Here is a 20,323-nt window from a genome sequence, read left to right as displayed (position 1 = left end):
TTAAAATTTTATCTTTGTAAATAATTATCATATAAAATACTTATATTACACATATTTGTAAAAAGTCTTGTCTACTATATACATTTGTATAAATTTGTTAAATACCAAAATTGAATTTATTATATATAAAAATGTGAAGTTGAATAGTAATAATTTAACAATCTAGTTACTGACATATATTGTATAACAATGGGGTTTTCATTATACTAAAAACATAATAAATAAGTATTAATTTAATTAGTTAGACAATGGGGTGCTACAAGCTATAGCTTTGTAATGCCCTATTTTTTTTGATATTTATAAAAATTTTGCACAATAAAAATATTTGTGGTAATAGATAAAGTATGTTAAATTTTTATATTAAGAGTATTTTTTAATTAAAAAAAATGAATTTTGGAGTGATGATGAATAATAATAATGAGATTTTATTTTCTTTAAGGCATAAAATTAAGGTCTACTCTGAAGTCTTTACGGAAATAACTAATGTTGATATTGCTATAGTAGATAATAAAAGAATACGCCAAACAGCAACTGGGAAATGTTCAATAGATCAGTTTTTAAATAATAATGGGCGAGTGCTTGAAACAGTATTAAAAAGCAAGAAACCTCTAGAGGTACTAAATCCAACAAAAGATATTGTGTGTTCTAATTGTGAGCAAAAAAGATTTTGCAAAGAAGTATATGAATATTGTGTACCTTTGTTTGTAGGTCAAGAATTATTTGGAGCAATTAGTTTTGTTGTATTTGAAGAAAAAACTAAAGAGTGGATATTAAAGGATAAGAAATTATTTTTTATGATGGCAGATAATTTTACAAACTATGTTTCAAAGTATTTAGAAAAAAGCAATTCATTAGATTATTCAAATAAAATTAAGAGACCAATTAATAATACTAAAATAACCTTTAAGGAAATTATAGGTAAAGCTCCAAGTTTTTATTCAGTAATAGAAAAAGCAAAAATTGTGGCACCTAGTGATGTTTCTGTTTTAATTTTTGGAGAAACAGGAACAGGAAAAGAAATGATAGCAAAAGCAATACATAATGCATCTCATAGAAACAAAGGGCCTTTTGTAGCAATAAATTGTGGGGCATTCCCTGAGAATTTAATTGAAAGTGAATTGTTTGGTTATGTTGAAGGTGCATTTACAGGTGCTTCAAGAAAAGGAAAAGCTGGTAAATTTGAAGAGGCTAATGGTGGAACTATCTTTTTAGATGAAGTTACTGAGATGCCTATATATTTGCAAACGAAATTATTAAGAGTATTACAAGAGAGACAAATAGAGAGAATTGGTTCTAATAAATTAATAAATTTAGATATTCGTATCATTTCAGCAACTAATAGAGATATTGAAGAATTAATTGCTAAAGGTCTATTTAGACAAGATTTATATTATAGATTGAATGTAATTCCATTAAAAATCCCAGCATTAAGAGAGAGAAGTGAAGATATTGTTCCTTTAATTAATCATTTCTTAACTAAATATTCAGATATTGTTTTAAATAAACATGTTGAGAATTTCTTATTAAACAAAAAGGTCATAGAGTATTTAAAGCAATATAATTGGCCAGGAAATATTAGAGAGTTGGAAAATGTTATTTTATATTTATTAAATATGTTAAATGATAAAGGGGAAATAACAATGAAAGATCTACCATTATATCTCCAAAATCAAAATCAAAGTTTAAGTGATAGTTTTTCTTCTTTAGAAAGATTAGAAAGAGAAGCAATAATTGAAGGATTAGAATTTTATGGTTACGATACAAATGGTAAAAAACAAACTGCTGAATCCTTAGGCATAGGATTAACAACCCTTTATAGAAGAATGAAGAAATATAATATTGAAGATTATCTATAAGTTAGTATAATAACCTATCTAAAATAGAAACATAGAATCTTTTTACAGATAATCTGTTTCTATTTTTTTATCCCTTTTTTATAATTAATTTTTTTCAAATTCTTTTCATTTTTTGAAAATTTTAAATGATAATTTTCATTTTGAAAAAAGAAATCAAGAAAAAATATTAGTCTAAAAACAAAAAAATGAATAAAAAATTAAAATATTTTTAATTAGTATAAGCAATTAGCTATAAATTCTAAAAATGCAAATTTTTTGGCATATTAAATGCATTAATAAGTGCATAGGGAAAAAATATGGTTGATTTACTGATTAAAGATGGTTATGTAATAACTATGAATAGCAAAAGAGAGATGCTGTTCTGTGATATTTACATTGATGATGGTAAAATTGTTGCACTTGGAAAAAGTGAAAAAAAAGCTAGAAGAACAATCGATGGAAAAAATTGTGTTGTACTTCCTGGCTTAATAAATACGCATACTCATTTATATCAATCTCTTATTGAAGGTATTGGCTATGATATGCATTTTGAACCTTGGAATTGGAGATATTTAGTACCAATAGTATCAAAAATTTCACCAGCGCACTCTTATGTTAGTGCAAAATTAGCATCACTTGAGATGATTCAAAGTGGCACAACAACAATCTGTGATCATTGGTATATGCATACTGATTTTAACAATATTAGAGAAGCAAGTAGAGCTTTAGTAGAATCTGGATTAAGTGCTGAAATGGTATACGGTTTATTAGATAATGGCTTTGCTGGAGAAACTTCTAGTGATGAGTCAGATATGACAATGTTACATTCTAAAGAAGCCTTAATTAAAGATTTTTATGATTATTATGAGAATTATCATAATAAAGATAATATAAGTGTAGCAATCGGAATTGGCTCCACCCCCGATGCTTCATTCTCCCTTTTAAAACAATCAAAAGAAATAGCTGATAAACTATCAATAAACATGAGTACTCATGTTGCTGGTTGGCAAGATGTTTTAGCTTATACATATAAAGAATATGGTATGAGGGATGCTGAATTTTATTATAAAAATAATCTAATGGGCAAAAATTCTATGTTTGTACATACTGTTTGGTTAACTCCAAATGAAATAAATATGTTAAAAGAAACAGGCACAAAATCTATTCACTGCCCAGCAGCTAATTCTCAATTAGGTTATGGGATAGCTCCTGTTGCGGAGATGTTGAGTCAAAACATTCCTGTTGGATTAGCTACTGATGGTGCCGCAAGTTATACTTATGATTTATTTGAAATGATGAGATTAACAAGTTATTTACAAAAACAAAAACATCAAAGCTCTGATGTATTTAGTGCAGAACAAGCCTTAGAGATGGCAACTATAAATGGGGCAAAAGTTTTAAATAAAGAAAATGAGATAGGTTCAATTGAGATTGGAAAGAGAGCAGATATTATCTTATTAGATTTTGATTCCCCTCATTTATTGTTTTCAAATCGCATAGTTCCAAAAATTGTATATTCTGCATCAGCAAAAGATGTAAAAACAACAATCGTTAATGGAAAAGTCTTAATGGATAATTTTAAAGTTGAATCCCTTGATGTAGATAAAACTCTAGAAGAAGTAAGAATTGCTCAAAATCAATTATTAGAATCAGCAGGTCCTGAAACACATAGATTAATAAATGCTAAGTGGCCAACCAATGGTACATATTGGAAGTTATAGGAGAGAAAAATGCTTTGGTTTAATAAACTAGTTAGAATTAATTTAACAAATAGAACAATTAAAGAAGAGATGATTCCAAATCAAATATTAGAAGAATATTTAGGTGGAAAAGGCCTTGGAACTTATTATTTCTTAAAAGAAGTAAATCCAATTCTTAATGCATATGATGAAAAGAATTCAATATATATAGCTCCAGGTTTATTTTCTGCAACAGGCGTTCCAGCTTCTTCTAGATACCATGTAGTAACAAAATCCCCACTAACAAATATAAATGTAGATGGTAGTTCTGGTGGCCATTTTGGTCCTGAATTGAAACTTTGTGGAATTGATTTATTAGTAATTGAAGGAAAAGCTGATACTTTAGTTGGCATTAGAATTGAAAATGGAAAAATAGAAATTGTTGATGCTGCTTTTGCAAAAGGTTTTGGAATTTATGATACAGAGAAAACAGTAAGAGAAGTTTATAATAATAATAGATTACATGTATTATCAATAGGACTTGCCGGAGAGAATAAAGTTGCATTTGCCTGTTTAGGAAACGACTTTAGTCGAAATATTGGTAGAGGTGGAATTGGTGGAGTATTTGGATCCAAAAATTTAAAATTTATAACAACCTTTGGTAATTGTGATGTTATTCCAGAAAATAAAGATGAATTCTATAAAAAATGCTTAGAAACTAATACTTGGGTTATGTCTAATGGTTGGGTAGCAGGTACTAGAGAAAAAGGAACAGTTGGTAATGTTTCCTTTATTCATGATATCGGAGGGCTTCCTACTAAGAATTTCTCAGGTGAAGATTTTACTGAATACAATAAAATTTCTCACGAAACTTTAGAGAAAAAAATAGTAAAAAGATTATCTTGTGCAAACTGTCCTGTTTCCTGCTCAAAAGGTTACAGAGAAGGTACCTATGTAAAAGGTAGTATTGAAGGCCCTGAATTTGAAACTTTAGCTTTAATGGGTGCTAATTTGGGTGTAAGTGATTTAGAAGGAATTGCTGCCTTTAATTATCTTTGTAATCAATATGGACTAGATACAATTTCCTGTGGGTCAGTATTAGGCTTGGTTTTTGAAGAATATAGAAATAATAATTTAGATTTTGAAAAACTTGGATTAAAGGAAGATATGAATCCTGCCGAAATTGGAATTCAAGTTATTAAAGATATTGTTTTTAGAGAAGGTCTTGGTGATGAATTTGCAAAGGGTTCTATTGCTACTGCTATAGCCTTAGGTAATAAAGCAGAAGATGCCCCTCAAGTAAAAGGTTTAGATATGGCAGGCTATGAACCAAGGATTTCAACTGGTATGGCTTTAGCTTATCAAACAAGTGATAGAGGTGCTTGCCATTTAAGAAGTTTCCCTTTAGGTAGAGAGTTATCTGGCGTTTTAAAAGCTCAAGATGTAATTGATGGTAAGGCAGAATTTGTATCTAATCAGCAAAATGCTAAAGCTACTGAAGAATGTTTAGGGATTTGTCAGTTCCCATATGGTATTGGAATTAATGGTCAATGTGTAATTGATTTAATCAATATTGGAACTAATTTAAATTATGATAAAGCCTCTTTAGAAGCAATTGGGGAAAGAATTTGGAATATGAATAGACTTTTTGCAATTGCAAATGGAATTAGTAGAAAATCTGATTATCTTCCTCCTAAATTTTCAACTGAAGGTCTTAAATATGGTCCTAAAAAAGGACAAAAAATAACTAAAGAAACTCAAGACAATATGTTAGATGAATATTACCAACTAAGAGGTTGGGACAAAAATGGTATTCCTACAGTGAAAAAACTAAAAGAATTAAAAATTTTTGATCAACACCAATCATATAAAAAATATATGAGTGAGGAGAATATTAATGAGTAGTTTCATAATGGTTGATAAAGCAAAATGTACAGGCTGTAGACATTGTGAATATGTTTGTTCTTATAAACACAATGAAGGCTTTAATATGAATCGTTCCAGAATCCAAGTAATTCGAGACGATACATTAAAATTTAGAACTTTAGTATGTGTTAACTGTAAAAATGCAAAATGTATTGAAGCTTGTCCAACTAATGCAATTTATAGAGATAAAAATAATGTTGTCAGAGTTGATGAGGCTAAATGTACAGCTTGTAAAGCTTGCATAAATGCATGTAACAGAATGTTTTTTGATTATGTAGATAATGTAGCAATTAATTGTGATCTATGTGGCGCTTGTATTAGTGAGTGTCCAGAAGGTGCACTAATTATAAAAACTATAGGAGAATAGGAAAATATGAAAAAAGTAATTACTAATGTAATGGTAGTAACTCCCCAAGCAAAAAATGATTTGATTAGAAATGGTTTTTTAGAGATTACAGATAATAAGATTTCTAAAATTGGAGATATGAAGGATCTACCAAAATATGAAGGATCTACAACCATTATCGATGGAAAGAAAAAGATAGCTATCCCTGGTTTTGTTTGTGCACATAATCATATGTATTCAGCAGTTGTTAGATCAATTCCATATTCAGGTTTTGCTCAAGAAGATTTTTCTTTTGCATCTTGGATGGAAAGATTCTGGTTCCAAAAATTAGAAAACAAAGTAAATAATGATGATGTAAAATATGGAACTTTAATTAATGCAATTGAACATGTTAAGCATGGATTTACAACTACAACTGATACAGTTGAAGGTCCAAATGCTCTTCCTGGTACTTTATTTGCTGCTGGTGAAGCTGCAGAGTTAAGTGGAATTAGAGGTGTATTATCTTTTGAATCAACTGGTAGAATTAGTCATGAAAATTTCTTATTAGGATTAAAAGAAAATTTAGATTTTGTTAAAGCTATGAGAGATAAAGGTGGAAGAATTCAAGGTAGAATTGGTATTCATACTACTTACACAGTTACTCCAGAAGAAGTTCAATTAGTTAGAGAAGCAGCTAATGAAAATAAGTGTGGGATTATGATGCACTTAAGTGATTCAAGATATCACACAACTGATTCAACTCTAAAATATGGTAAAAGACCTGTAAAATGGTTAGAAGATTTAGGTTTCTTAGGACCAGATGTATTATTCTTCCATGCAGCATATTTAGATATCTTAAGAGATCCACAAATTCTCTCTAAATATGGTTGTAAGATTTCTCACCAACCTGTAAGTAATGCAATGTTTGGTTTCTGGCCAAATATGGTACCTCTTCTTGGAGAAGGTATTCCTGTAGCATTAGGTACTGATGGAATGACAGAATCCATGTTTGAAATTATGAGAACATCTCAAATGATTCATAGATTAAGATATGAAGAATTAGAACTATTACCAGATAAACAAGTCTTTGAAATGGCAACTATAAATGGTGCAAAAGCTCTTCAAATGGAAGATGAGATTGGAAGTTTAGAAGTTGGTAAAAAAGCAGATATTGTTCTTCTAGAAAATAATTCTCCAGTAACAGTATTTGAAGCAAATATTTGGAACTATTTAGTTAGTGTAGCAGATAGTGCTCATGTAAAAGATGTTTATGTTGATGGAGAGTGTGTTGTTAAAAATGGCGTTCACCAACTAGTAGATGAAGTTGAAGTTAGAGCAAAATGTAGAGCTCAAGCAACTGACTTTTGGAAGAGAAATGATTGGGTAACAGCAGAATGATAGATAATGAATTATTTGAACTGATTAAGGATCTTGTTGAGATAGAAAGCGTTAATAAAAATGAAGAACATTTAGGAAATTTCTTATATGAATTTGCTAAAAAAAATGGACTAGGTTATGAGAAACAATATTGTACTTCTTCTAGATTTAATGTGCTCATTTCCTATCCTCCAGTTTCAAGTGATTCAGATTTCGCTTTATTATTTCATGGACATTATGACACTGTTGCTAAACTTGATATGGAAGATCCCTTCCATATCAAGAGAGAAAATAATGTTATAAAGGGGAGAGGTACTGTAGATCAAAAATCAGGAATCGCCAGTGCACTATATGCTTTATTACAATTAAAAAAAGAAAATGTTTCTTTGAGTAAACCTGTAGTACTCGCCTGTGTTATTGATGAAGAATCAGAACACAGAGGTTCTATGAAATTGGTTGAATCAAAGATTAAAAGTGATTTTGCTATTGTTACAGAACCAACAAATTTAAGTGTAGTTTTAGGCTGTAAAGGAACTTTACCAATAAAGATATTAGTAAAAGGTAAAACTTCTCATGGCTGTAGACCTTGGTTAGGCGTAAATGCAATTCAACAAGCTCTTCCAATATTAGATAAACTATTTAAAGCTGAGTTTGATAAAGTAGATTTTGGTCCTAATTGTGGTATCCTACATGATTCAATCAATGTTGGAGTTGTTAAAGCTGGTACAGCATATAACAATGTCGCTGATACTTGTGAGATTTCTTTAGATTGTAGAATAATCCCAGGAGAATCTCCACTTGCAATGATTAATAGGATCAAAGAAATATTTGAAGAATGTAAAAGAGAAAATCCCACATTAAAAGTTTCTTATTCAATAGATAGACCAGATTGGGATTGGCAACCGATAAAAGAAAGAGGTTTATTATCTGCAAGTATTGATGAGAGAGAACAAATTGTTAAATCAATTGTGAAAATTCATGAAGAACTAAATGGTACTAAACCTAATATGTATATAACTGATGGTTATACAGATATGGATTTTTTAATAAATGATTTAAGAATTCCAACAATTGTATATGGACCAGGGATTCCATCTTTGTGTCATACAGCTGAAGAACAAATCGAGTTAAGTGAAATTGAAAAAGCTTATATAGCCTATAAAAAAATTATCTTGACTTTATGTAGGTAGGTAAAATAATGGATAAAATTAAAGGAATAGTAACAGCTTTAGTAACCCCATTTAACCAAGATGGAACTATTGATGAAATAAGTATTAAAGAATTAATCAAGTTTCAAAAAAATAAAGTTGATGGTTTGTTTGCTCTTGGATCTTCAGGGGAAGGAATTCTTATGGATCTAGACCAAAGAAAAAAAGCCCTAGAGCTAATTGTTGATGAAAATAATAATCAAGTAGATATTATAGCTCATGTTGGATCTATTAATACAAAAGATACAATTGATTTAGTTAAGCACGCTGTAGCTAACAAAGTAGATTATATATCAGCAATATCACCCTTTTTTTTCAAAGTAAGTGATAAAGCAATTATAAATCATTATTTGAAAATAGCTGAAGCAGCAAATGGTACTCCTTTCTTTTTATATAATAATCCTGCTTTAGCTGTAAATCATATTAGTGAAAATGTTGTTAAATATTTTTATGAAAATGTGCCAAATTTTGTTGGTATAAAAGATAGTAGTAAATCTTTAGATAACTTAAGTTCTTATCGAAAATTAGCAAAAGAAAAATATGTGTTTGTTGGTGGAGATAGAATTGTTAATAAAGCCTTGAATTTAAAAGTAAATGGGGCTGTTAGCACATTATCGAATGTTTATCCTGAATTATTTACAAATCTATATAAAGCAAATCAAAACAACAACCAAGAAGAAGCTGAATATTATCAAGATATTATTAATAGAGTTTTAGATATTCTATTTGAGTTTTCATATTTTAGTACGATAAAAAAATTATTGAATTATAGAATTCCTACAATTAAATCATCCTATTGTATAAATCCTATAATCGATTTGAGTGATGAAGAAGAAGCTATTATGAAGAGAAAACTTGAAACTATAAAAGAGTTAGGAGCTTTAAAATAAAATGACTGAAGAGAAAATTTCAAAATTAAGAAGTAGAAAAGTTATCTCGGGAGCACATAGAATCCCTTGGACTGTTAATTTAAAAGCCTGTGGTTTTACTGATGAGGAATTAGCTAAACCAATTATTGCAGTAGCTAATAGTTGGAGTGAAAGTGTTCCAGGTCATATGCATTTAAGACAAATCTCTGAAGCTGTAAAAGCAGGTATTAGAGAAGCTGGTGGAACTCCAATGGAGTTTAATACAATAGCTTTATGTGATGCTTTAGCCCAAGGTCATGGCGGTATGCATTATATTCTTCCTAGTAGAGATTTAATTGCTTCTTCAATTGAAATGGAATGTCAAACTTATCAATTTGATGGTCTTGTTTGTATTGGTGCTTGTGATAAAATCGTGCCAGGTCAATTAATGGCTATAGCAAGATTAAATCTTCCTTCCATCATGGTAACAGGTGGTCCAATGATTCAAGGTACCTATAAAGGAAAAAAAGTAACACCAACAGATGTATTAGAGACTTTAGTTTCATTAAAAGAAGGTAAAGTTAGTGAAAAAGAATTAAATGATATAGCTGAGGCAGCATTCCCTTGTGCTGGATCTTGTGTTGGTGTTTGGACTGCAAATTCAATGGGTTGTATAACGGAAGCAATGGGATTATCCCTTCCTGACTGTGGTACAATTCCTGCTGTTTATTCTAAGAGAATTAGATTAGCTAAACAATCTGGTGTTAAAATAATGGAATTAGTTGAGAAAGATATAAAAGCAAGAGATATTATGACTCCTTCTGCTTTTAGAAATGCTATTAAAGTTGCAATGGCTATAGGCGGTTCAACAAATGTATTTTTACATCTTCCTTCCATTGCTAAAGAAGCTCATTTACACCTTGAATTAGATGTCTTTGATCAAATAAGTCGTGAAACTCCAAAGTTATGTAGATTAAGTCCTGGTGGCGAATATGTAATTGAGGATTTATATAATGCTGGAGGCGTTCAAGCCTTACTAAAAGAAATGCAATCAATTCTAGAGTTAGATAACCTAACTTGTACTGCAAAAACTGTAAGAGAAAATATAGAAAAAGTTGAATATATTAATAATGAAGTTATTCATCCATTAAATAATCCTGTAACTAAAGATGGGGGCTTAATAGTATTAAAAGGAAATTTAGCACCAAATGGAGCTGTTGTTAGAGTTGCTACTTTACCAGAGGGGTTAACCAAATTTACAGGTAAGGCAAAAATCTTCGATGAAGAAGAAGGTGCCACTGATGCAATTTTAAATGGAGATATCAAACCTGGGGATGTCATTGTAATTAGATATGAAGGTCCAAAAGGTGGTCCTGGAATGAGAGAAATGTTAACAGCTACTGCAACACTTAAAGGCGCAGGCTTTGGAGACAAAGTTGTATTAATTACAGATGGAAGATTCTCAGGAGCAAGTAGAGGTCCTTGTATTGGACATATTTCTCCAGAAGCGGCTGAAGGTGGTCCAATAGCATATATCAAAGAAGGAGATATTATCTCTTTTGATATAGAAAATAGAAGTTTATCTGTTGAATTAAGTGATCAAGAATTAGAAGAAAGAAAAGAAAATATCCAACTAAAAACAAAAATTGTAAGTGATAGTTATCTTGAGTTATATAGAGAGGTTGTAACTTCAGCTAGTGAAGGAGCAATTTTATTACCTCCTTCAAAGCATAATAAAGATTTAGGAAATCTTGAAATAACCAAGAATTAGAAATTAAATAGGGAAATTATTTATGGAAAAAAGTAAAATTGATGTTTCAATTGAAATTGCAAATGTAAAATTTGATAGTCCTTTGTTTTTATCAGAAGGACCTCTATCAGGAAGTAAAGAACTGATAGAGAGAGCTGCTAAACATAAAGTTGGTGCTATTGTAACAAAAAGCATAAGGAATGAACAATCTTATTCTCCCTCTCCTTACATGGTAAAGGCTAATAAGGGTTTGATTAATGCAGATTGGACAGATATTGGTTTTGATAATTGGATGAAGGAATTAGATCAATTAAAAATTGATAAACCATTAATTGCTAATGTAGCTACTAATCATGTAAAACCAAAAAAAGCAGCAGAATATGCTCAAATTTTACAAGATAAAGGAGCTTCCCTTGTTACTTTTTCCGATTACGAACCTGAAAATTTGATTGAAGCTGTAAGCTATGCTAGAAAGAATGTTTCAGTTCCAATAATGGTAAAATTGCCTCCTTTTAGAAAGGATATCGCATATCTTTGTAAAGAATTAGAAAATGTTGGAGTCAATTGTATTGCTGCAATGGATGCTGTAGGTCCCGCAATGGATATTGATATAGAAACTGGAAAAAATACTTTAGGCTGTAAAGATGGATTTGGATATCTCTCTAGTGAACCAATCTTTCCTTTGACTTTAGCATACATTTCAGAAATTTGTAAAAATGTTAATGTTCCAGTTTTAGCTGTAGGTGGAGTTGTATCTTATAAAGAAGTCGTAAAATTGATTATGGCAGGTGCAACAGCTGTTGGTATATCTGGTGGAGCAATCCTAAATGGGTTACCAATATTTGATAAGATTTACAGCGATTTAATATCCTGGATGGATAAAAAAGGCTATCAAAGTTTATCTGATTTTAGATCTATAACAAATAGAGAAGAAATATATGAAGAATATCATAAGAGTGCAAGTATTCTTCAAGAAAAATGTATTAACTGTGGGTTGTGTGTGAAATCCTGTTTCAAACAAGCGATAAAAAAAGAAAAAGAGATAGTAAATATTTATCAAGATGATTGTGTTGGTTGTGGAGTTTGTACTTCTGTTTGTCCAAGTAATGCAATTGTTTTGAGATAATTGAGAGGAGAAAAAGTTATGAAAAAGATGTTAATTGCTTTAACCGTTTTGGTAACATTAATGGTTCCATTGTTTGCTAATGGAGCAAAAGAAACTGCATCAGAAGATGATGGTTTTAGTATGGTAATGGTTACAAATGTAACAGGCTTAGGAGATGAAGGCTTTAATGATGCAGCTTGGAAAGGTATGCAAAGAGCTGAACAAGAATTAGGCGCTAGCATTTCTGTTATCGAAACAGGAGAACAATCTCAATACGTTCCAGGATTACAAACAGCTTGTGAACAAGGATATGATATTGTTGTTGCTGTTGGATTTTTACTTTTAGATGCTGTAACTCAAGTTTCTGCACAATATCCTGATACTAATTTTATTATGATTGATGGTTATGTTGATGCTGATAATGTTGCTTCAGTATTGTTTAAGGAAAATGAAGCTGCTTATCTTTCAGGTATAATTGCCGCAATGACAACTGAAAGTGGTAAAGTTGGATTTATTGGTGGTATGGAACAACCAGCACCTATTAGATTTGAATCAGGTTGGAAAGCTGGTGTTGCATCAGTAGATCCATCTATTTCAAATACTATTAGTTATGTTGGTTCTTTTGGTAACCCAGGAGCAGGTAAAGAACAAGCTTCATTAATGTACAAGCAAGGAATTGATGTAATTCAATTAGCTGCTGGTGGTACTGAAGTTGGTTGTATTGAAGCTGCTGTTGATAATGGCAAATGGGTAATTCCTTGCGATAAAGATAAATCAGATTTAGCTGGCAAACAACAATTAACAGCATCAATTAAGAAAATTGATGAAGCTGTAATGGCAATTGCTAGTGAAGCTGCAAAAGGTTCCTTCCCTGCTGGAAAGAGAGAGTTAGGTCTAGCTGAAGGAGCTGTTGGATATCCTGAAAGTGTAAGAAGTAGTGTTAGTTCAGATATTTTAGCTGTAGTAGACGATGCAACAGCAAAAATTATTTCTGGTGAAATTGTTGTTCCATCAACAAGAGACCAATATGCAGCATTCGTTGCACCAAGTTTAGTTCAATAATTTAGCATTCAGATTTGGTTTAAGATAATAAATCTTAAATGGAAAAATTAAAAATAGCATTACCTAGTTTAGCTAGAAATATAAAACAGTAAATAAAATGTTGTTGATAGAGTTTAGTTAAATTTAGGTATGCTATTAGATATTGAAAGTAGTAAATTATTAGTTTTGAAATCTGGGAATTACTCATAGAGGGAATAATAATGAGTGAGCCAATTGTAAAATTAAGTCATATTACCAAACAATTTCCTGGAGTTTTAGCAAATGACGATGTTTCTATGGATGTGCATAAAGGTGAAATTTTAGCCTTATTAGGTGAAAATGGAGCCGGAAAAACAACCCTAATGAATATCCTTTATGGATTAATTAGTAAGGACGCTGGAGAAATAATTATTAATGGTGAAAAAGCGATAATAAATTCTCCTCGAGATGCACTAAAATATGGGATTGGAATGGTTCATCAGCATTTTATGCTAGTGAAATATCTTAGTGTTGCTGAAAATCTTATTTTAGGAGATGAACCTACAATAAAAGGTAAATTGGACAAGAAAAAGACTGTCAAATTAGTTAAAGAATGTTCTAAAAAATATGGTTTGGATGTTCATCCAAATTCTTTAGTTGCAGATATATCAGTTGGAGAGCAACAACGACTAGAAATATTAAAAACATTATATCGTGGTGCAAAAGTTTTAATATTAGATGAACCAACTGCGGTTTTAACACCACAAAAAGTAAGGGAATTATATTCTGTTCTTAGGGAATTAAAAGCTCAAGGTCATTCTATAATTATCATTACTCATAAATTGCAAGAAATTTTAGATATTAGTGACAGAGTAGTTGTAATGAGAACTGGTCAAGTAATTGGTATTGAAAATACTTGTGATGTAACAAAAAAAATGCTTGCAGAGATGATGGTTGGTCGTCCTGTTTTATTAAATGTAAATAAAAAAGAACAAGAACCTAAAGAAGTTTTATTTAAGGTTGAAAATTTAAGAGCAAAAGATTCAAGAGAAATTGATGTTGTTAATGGAGTAAATTTTGAAGTTAAAGCTGGAGAGATTGTTGGAATTGCTGGAATTGATGGTAATGGTCAAAGTGAAATGTTAAGAGTTTTTGCTGGACTATTAAAACCTGAAGAAGGCAAAGTTAGTGTTTGTGGTAATACTTTACCATTAAAATTTACTCCCAAAATGATTTCCGATTTAGGTGTTTCTCATATATCTGAAGACCGCCATCATTGGGGTCTAGTGCTTGAATATTCCGTTGCTGAAAATCTAATTTTAGGATTGGAGGCAGATAAGAAATTTAAAAAAGGTGTTTTAATGGATTCTGAAAATATAGCTAAACATGCAAAAGCTTTAATTGAAGAATATGATATTAGAACTCCATCAGAAAAAGTTTTAGCAGGTTCTCTTAGTGGTGGCAATCAGCAAAAAGTTGTATTAGCTAGGGGTGTTTCTAAAGATCCTAAAGTATTAATTGCAGCACAACCTACAAGAGGCCTAGATGTTGGAGCAATTGAGTCTGTTTATAAAATTCTCTTAGATCAAAGAGAAAAAAATAAAGCTATTTTATTAGTTTCATATGAATTAGATGAAATTTTTGCTTTAAGTGATCGAATCTTAGTTATGTACGATGGAGAAATTGTAGCAAATTTTAAAACTGAGGAAACAACAAGAGAAGAAGTCGGTCTATATATGGGTGGAGGAATGAAATAAAGTGATTAAAAACAATAAAATAAATAAAGGGTTAATTGTTTTATTTAACTTCTTTAAAGAAAAATTACTAAGCCCAATAATTTCAATATTTATAGCATTATTTATTGGTGCATTAATTATCGCAGCTCTTGGGGGAAATATTACTTTAGCTTTATCCTCTCTATTTAAAGGTGCCTTTGGTAGTTTTAGAAATTTTGGACAAACTTTATTAGCTTCAACTCCATTATTATTTACCGGTCTTTCTTTTGCTATTGCATATAGAGTTGGTTTATTTAATATTGGTGCTGAAGGTCAGTTCTACATGGGAGCAATTGCTGGTGCTGTTGTTGGGCTGTTTTTTCCAAATTTACCTCCATTCTTTAAAATATTTTTAGTATTAATTGCTGGAGGAATAATGGGCGCTCTTTGGGCATTTATTCCTGGATTTTTAAAAGTAAAATTAGAACTACATGAAGTTATAGTTGTAATTATGCTTAATAAAATAGCTATACGATTAACAAACTTTTTAGTATCAGTACAAGGTCCATTTAGATTAGATAGTACATTACCTGCAACACCATTTGTTACAGGCAATGCAAGATTGAATCCAATATTTCACAATTCTCCGATGAATTACGGGTTTTTTATTGGAATTTTAATTGCTGCTATTTTATTTATTCTTTTATGGAAAACTATTGTTGGCTATAGAATGAGAGCTGTTGGTTTTAATAAAAGTGTTGCTGAATTTGCATCAATTAATACAGGCCGTGCAACAATAATTGCTTTTATGATATCAGGATGCATAGCTGGTATAGGAGGGGCAATGGAAATTTGCTCAGTATATGGTAGATTTTATGCTCAATTCTCACCAGGTTATGGATTTGAAGGAATCCCAGTTTCTCTATTAGCAAATAATCATCCAATTGGAATAATATTAACTTCAATCTTATTTGGCGCTTTAAAAACTGGTGCACTTAGAATGCAAATTATTGCAGGAACAAATGCTGACTTAGTTAAAGTAATTCAAGGTTTAGTTATCTTCTTAATTGCATCCCATTTCTCAATATCTGCTATTCGAATGAAAAGAAAAGCAAGAAAAGAACAGAATCAGTTAAAGAAGCAATCTGACGAAAAAGAAAAAATAGTTGAAGGGGGAGTCTCATGATTTTACAAATATTTTCTACAGCATTAATTATTTCTACATTAGGAATGGCAACTCCTTTAATATTAGGAGCTCTTAGTGGCACATATTCTGAAACTACTGGGGTTATTAACTTAGGTATTGAGGGTATGATGATTTCTGGTGCCTTTGGGGCTGCTGCAGTTTCTCTTTTAACAGGAAGTGCTTGGCTTGGATTATTATGTGGAGTAATTTTTGGTGGAGTAATGGGGCTTTTATTAGCTGTGATGTCTATTAGATTCCAAGCTAATCAAAGTGTAGTAGGGGTTGGATTAAATATCTTTGCAGCAGGTATTCCTGCATTGTTTTTACAATATTATTGGGGCTCTCCAGGTAGAACTCCACAATGTGCAGCAATTGATGTAATAAATATTCCTATAATCTCTAAAATCCCAATTATTGGTGAATTAAACCCAGTTACCTATATAACAATTTTAATAGTTATAATTTCTCACTATGTAATATTTCATACACCTTTTGGATTAAGAATGAGAGCTGTTGGACATCATCCAAAAGCTGCAGATACAGTTGGTGTTAATGTTTTTAAAGTTAGATACATAAGTGTAATTGTAAGTGGTATGTTAGCTGGTTTAGGTGGCGCCTATTTATCTGTTGCCCAATTATCTATGTATAGTGATGGTATGGTTGCAGGAAGAGGTTTTATTGCACTAGCTGCAATGATCTTTGGTAAAAGAACACCTGTAGGTTGTTTATTAGCTGGATTATTATTTGGTTTTGCCGAAGCACTGCAAATGACTTTACAAGCTGTTGGTGTACCTGTTCCAAGTGACTTCTTATTAATGAGTCCATATATAGTTACATTATTAGTCCTTGTATTATTTGTTGGAAAAACCATTGACCCAAGTGCAAATGGTAAGCCTTACGTAAAGAGTTAGTATAAAAAGATTAGGTGAATTATTTATTAATTTATCTTAAGTGAAAAGAATTAAATAAAGGATAGTTTATGGAGAGTAATTATTCAATTTCGATAAATGGAGAGATATATCATTATTCCTCGCTTTTAGAGAAATCACTATTAGATTATTTAAGAGAAGATTTAAATTTGATGGGATCCAAAAATGGTTGTGGTAATGGTCAATGTGGGGCCTGTACAGTAATTATTGATGGTAAAGCTAAGAAATCCTGTATTCAAAAAATGAGTCGTCTAAATAATACAAAAGTGGAAACAATTGAAGGCTTAGAAAAAAATGGTAAACTTCATCCATTACAAATAGCATTTGTAAATTGTGGGGCTGTTCAATGTGGTTTTTGTACTCCTGGATTAATTATGAGTTCAAAAGCTTTATTAGATCAAAATTTAAATCCTACAAGAGAGGATATAAATAAAGCATTGGGTTCTAATATTTGCAGATGTACTGGTTATAATACTATTATTGATGCTATTAATTTAGCTGCAAAAGCACTTAGAGAAAATATAGAATTAACCTTTAATCTTGATAAAACAGGATTAAGTGAAGAGGTAATAAGAAAAGATGGCATACTAAAAGTAATGGGTAAGCCAATCTTTAGTGATGATTTACCTATAAAAGGTTCTTTATATGGGGAGTTAGTATTAAGTGAATATGCTCATGCAAATATTTTATCAATTGATACAAAGGCAGCAGAAAAAGCCGATAAGGTTGTAAAAGTTCTAACTTATAAAGATATTCCTGGTAAAAATGTGTTTGGAATTATTTCCAAAAGACAACCAGTATTTGCTTTTGATAAAGTTAGATTTTTAGGAGATGCTGTAGCCTTAGTATTAGCTGAAGATAAAAAGAGTGCTAGAGAAGCTTGTAAGTTAGTTAAAGTTGAATATCAAGAATTAGAACCAATCTTTGATATGAGTAAATCTGAGAATAGTGATATTAAAATTTATGATGATGGAAATGTATTACAAAAGCTCAGTATCACAAAAGGTGATGTAAATAAAGGTTTTGAAGATAGTGATGTGATAGTTGAAGATACAATTACTCTCCCTGCAATTGATCATGCTTATTTAGAACCTGATTCAGTATATTCTTATTATGATGAAAATGATTTATTAACAGTTAGTACACAATCCCAAAGTTCTTTCGATTTTAGAGAAGCTATAGCTGATAATCTGAATTTAGACATTGAAAAAATTAGAGTTATTACAAATGCAACAGGCGGTGCTTTCGGTGGACGAGAAGAACCAACTGTTCAAATTCATGCAGCTTTAGCAACCTATATTACTAAAAGACCCGTTCATATGGTTATGAACAGATACGATGTACTTCTTAGAACCATTAAAAGACATGGAGAAATTCTTCATTATAAATATGGAGCTAAAAAGAATGGAAAACTACAGGCTTTTGAAGCTGAGATTTTAGCTGATACAGGAGCGTATCCTTCTGCAGGTGAAGCAGTAATACTAAGATCAGTATTATTTTCATCAGGTCCATATGAAATTGATAATGTTAGTGTAAAAGGTACAGCAGTTTACACAAATTCTGTACCAGCAGGAGCGATGAGAGGATTTGGTTCAAATCAACCAGCAGTTGCTAGTGAAATTCTTATGGATGAATTAAGTAAGAAATTAAATATTGATCCAATAGAAATAAGAAAAATCAATGCCCTTAAAATTGGCTCTAAAACCATAGGTGGTCAAATTCTTAGAGACAGTGTTGGTCTTGATGCTTCTTTAGATATGATAAAAGAAATGTTATCAAATTATAAAACTCCAGAAATAGCTAATAAGAAAATTGGTATAGGTATTGCATCCGCTATGAAAAATGTTGGCCTTGGTTCTGGGATGAATGATAAAGCAGGCGTTATAGCTGAATTTATTGATGGGCATTTGTTATTAAAGATTGCAAGTGTTGATAGTGGACAAGGCTCCGATACTGTTGCTAGACAAATAGGAGCAAAAGAGTTTGGTTGTAATATAAATGAAGTTGATTTAATTGCTAATGATACTTTATTAACAATTGATTCTGGTGTTACTACCGCATCAAGACAAACCTATGTAACTGGAAATGCAATTATATTAGCTGTAGATAATTTAAAGCAAAATATAATTTCTAAATTATCAGATACTCATAAATATTCTAACATTCTTGACTATAAATTTGAAAATAATAGTTTAAAATTTGATGAAAAAGAAATATCATATTCGTCGTTGTATAAACTAATTGGTAAGACTGTTGGAATTGGTAACTATAGTGCCCCAAGAACAGTTCCTTTAAAAGCTGATACAAATAATAGTGAAAACCTAATAGAAGAAAATAGACTCCACTTTGCTTATGATTTTGGAACTCAAGCTGCAGTAGTAGCTGTGGATCAAGAAAGTGGTAAAGTTGAAGTTTTAAAAGTTTTTGCTGTACATGATGCTGGAAAAGTTATTAATCAATTAGGAGTCAAAGGCCAAATTGAAGGTGGAATTGTTATGGGACTTGGATATGCCTTAAGTGAAGAATTCTTAATTAATGAAAAAGGTATTGTTACTAACTCTTTTAGAAAAATTGGAGTTCCATTGATAAAAGATGCTCCACAAATTGAATATAAAGTTATTGAAGATTATACAACAGATGGCCCTTATGGAGCTAAAGGAATTGGAGAAATTACTATGGTTCCAACAACTCCGGCTATTATCAATGCAATTTATGATGCAACTGGTGTTCGTATTACAAATTTACCAGTTAAATCAATAAAATCTTAAAAAACTAAAAAATATATAAAGAAGGACTACTATGGATTACATAAAAGAATTACACAGTTTATGCGCACAAATGATTCAAACACCTAGTGTTACAGCAAATGAGATGAAGATTGTTCAATTACTAAGAACAAAAATGATCAAATATGGTTATGATGAAGTATTTATCGATAAGGTTGGAAATATCATTGGAAAAATAAATAAGAATGTTGAAAATGGAAAAACCGTCTTATTTGATGGGCATGTAGATACTGTTGATATTCCAAATAGAAAAGCTTGGAAAAAAGAACCTTTTGGTGCTGAAGTAATTGATAATAAGATTTATGGTCGTGGAGCTTCAGATATGAAAGGAGCCCTTGCTGCAATGATTATTGCTGGAGCTAAGGTAAAAGAATCTAATTTACCTCATGGTGATATATATGTTTCTGGAACTGTATTTGAAGAAATTGCAGAAGGGTTATCCCTTAGATCTGTAATTAATTTAATTAAACCAGATTTTGTTGTAATTGGAGAAGCAACTTCCTTAAAATTAAATATTGGACAAAGAGGTAGAGCTGAAATAAAAGTTACTACAAAAGGAATCCCTGCTCATAGTGCAAATCCTGATAGAGGAGTAAATGCCGTAACAAAAATGGTTCATTTCTTAAATGAA

Annotated in this window: 15 protein-coding genes; all 15 read left to right on the top strand. The window is 30.9% G+C overall.

Features of this window, described 5'->3' with window-relative positions; translation table 11 throughout:
* Positions 1-404: 404 nt before the first annotated feature.
* Positions 405-1,856: a sigma-54 interaction domain-containing protein gene (locus ACPKM0_RS00075; RefSeq protein WP_472472759.1), complete on the top strand. Its 1,452-nt coding sequence runs from the start codon at positions 405-407 to the stop codon at positions 1,854-1,856.
* Between the two features lie 296 nt (positions 1,857-2,152).
* Entirely contained in the window at positions 2,153-3,556 is a 1,404-nt protein-coding gene (locus ACPKM0_RS00070; RefSeq protein ID WP_472472758.1) for an amidohydrolase family protein, read from the top strand.
* 9 nt (positions 3,557-3,565) lie between these two features.
* Entirely contained in the window at positions 3,566-5,419 is a 1,854-nt protein-coding gene (locus ACPKM0_RS00065; RefSeq protein WP_472472757.1) for an aldehyde ferredoxin oxidoreductase family protein, read from the top strand.
* Positions 5,412-5,807, top strand: coding sequence for a 4Fe-4S dicluster domain-containing protein (locus ACPKM0_RS00060; RefSeq protein WP_472472756.1), 396 nt, complete (start codon positions 5,412-5,414; stop codon positions 5,805-5,807). The genes ACPKM0_RS00065 and ACPKM0_RS00060 overlap by 8 nt, the downstream gene beginning before the upstream one ends.
* Positions 5,808-5,813: 6 nt before the next feature.
* Positions 5,814-7,166 (top strand): amidohydrolase family protein, encoded by a 1,353-nt coding sequence (locus ACPKM0_RS00055; RefSeq protein WP_472472755.1) that lies wholly within the window; start codon positions 5,814-5,816, stop codon positions 7,164-7,166.
* Positions 7,163-8,335, top strand: a complete 1,173-nt coding sequence (locus ACPKM0_RS00050; RefSeq protein ID WP_472472754.1) for a M20 family metallopeptidase — start codon at positions 7,163-7,165, stop codon at positions 8,333-8,335. Before ACPKM0_RS00055 ends, ACPKM0_RS00050 begins: the two co-directional genes overlap by 4 nt.
* Before the next feature lie 8 nt (positions 8,336-8,343).
* Positions 8,344-9,243, top strand: coding sequence for a dihydrodipicolinate synthase family protein (locus ACPKM0_RS00045; RefSeq protein ID WP_472472753.1), 900 nt, complete (start codon positions 8,344-8,346; stop codon positions 9,241-9,243).
* A gap of 1 nt (position 9,244) precedes the next feature.
* Positions 9,245-10,972, top strand: coding sequence for a dihydroxy-acid dehydratase (gene ilvD / locus ACPKM0_RS00040; protein WP_472472752.1), 1,728 nt, complete (start codon positions 9,245-9,247; stop codon positions 10,970-10,972).
* 22 nt (positions 10,973-10,994) lie between these two features.
* Positions 10,995-12,077 (top strand): 4Fe-4S binding protein, encoded by a 1,083-nt coding sequence (locus ACPKM0_RS00035; protein WP_472472751.1) that lies wholly within the window; start codon positions 10,995-10,997, stop codon positions 12,075-12,077.
* Between the two features lie 18 nt (positions 12,078-12,095).
* On the top strand, positions 12,096-13,118 hold the full coding sequence (locus ACPKM0_RS00030; protein ID WP_472472750.1) for a BMP family lipoprotein: 1,023 nt from the start codon (positions 12,096-12,098) through the stop codon (positions 13,116-13,118).
* 200 nt (positions 13,119-13,318) lie between these two features.
* On the top strand, positions 13,319-14,833 hold the full coding sequence (locus ACPKM0_RS00025; RefSeq protein WP_472472749.1) for an ABC transporter ATP-binding protein: 1,515 nt from the start codon (positions 13,319-13,321) through the stop codon (positions 14,831-14,833).
* Position 14,834: 1 nt separating this feature from the next.
* Complete coding sequence (locus tag ACPKM0_RS00020; RefSeq protein ID WP_472472748.1) at positions 14,835-15,977, top strand: ABC transporter permease; 1,143 nt, start codon at positions 14,835-14,837, stop codon at positions 15,975-15,977.
* A complete protein-coding gene (locus tag ACPKM0_RS00015; protein WP_464635693.1) occupies positions 15,974-16,888 on the top strand; it encodes an ABC transporter permease in 915 nt (304 codons plus the stop codon). The genes ACPKM0_RS00020 and ACPKM0_RS00015 overlap by 4 nt, the downstream gene beginning before the upstream one ends.
* 68 nt (positions 16,889-16,956) lie before the next feature.
* A complete protein-coding gene (locus ACPKM0_RS00010) occupies positions 16,957-19,674 on the top strand; it encodes a molybdopterin-dependent oxidoreductase (protein WP_472472747.1) in 2,718 nt (905 codons plus the stop codon).
* A 31-nt stretch (positions 19,675-19,705) separates the two neighbouring features.
* A partial coding sequence (locus ACPKM0_RS00005) for a M20/M25/M40 family metallo-hydrolase (protein WP_472472746.1) occupies positions 19,706-20,323 on the top strand: 618 nt, incomplete at its 3' end.

Source organism: Pleomorphochaeta sp. (assembly GCF_050031695.1).
Taxonomy (GTDB): Bacteria; Spirochaetota; Spirochaetia; order Sphaerochaetales; family Sphaerochaetaceae; genus Pleomorphochaeta.
This window is presented reverse-complemented; position numbering and strand designations above follow the sequence as displayed.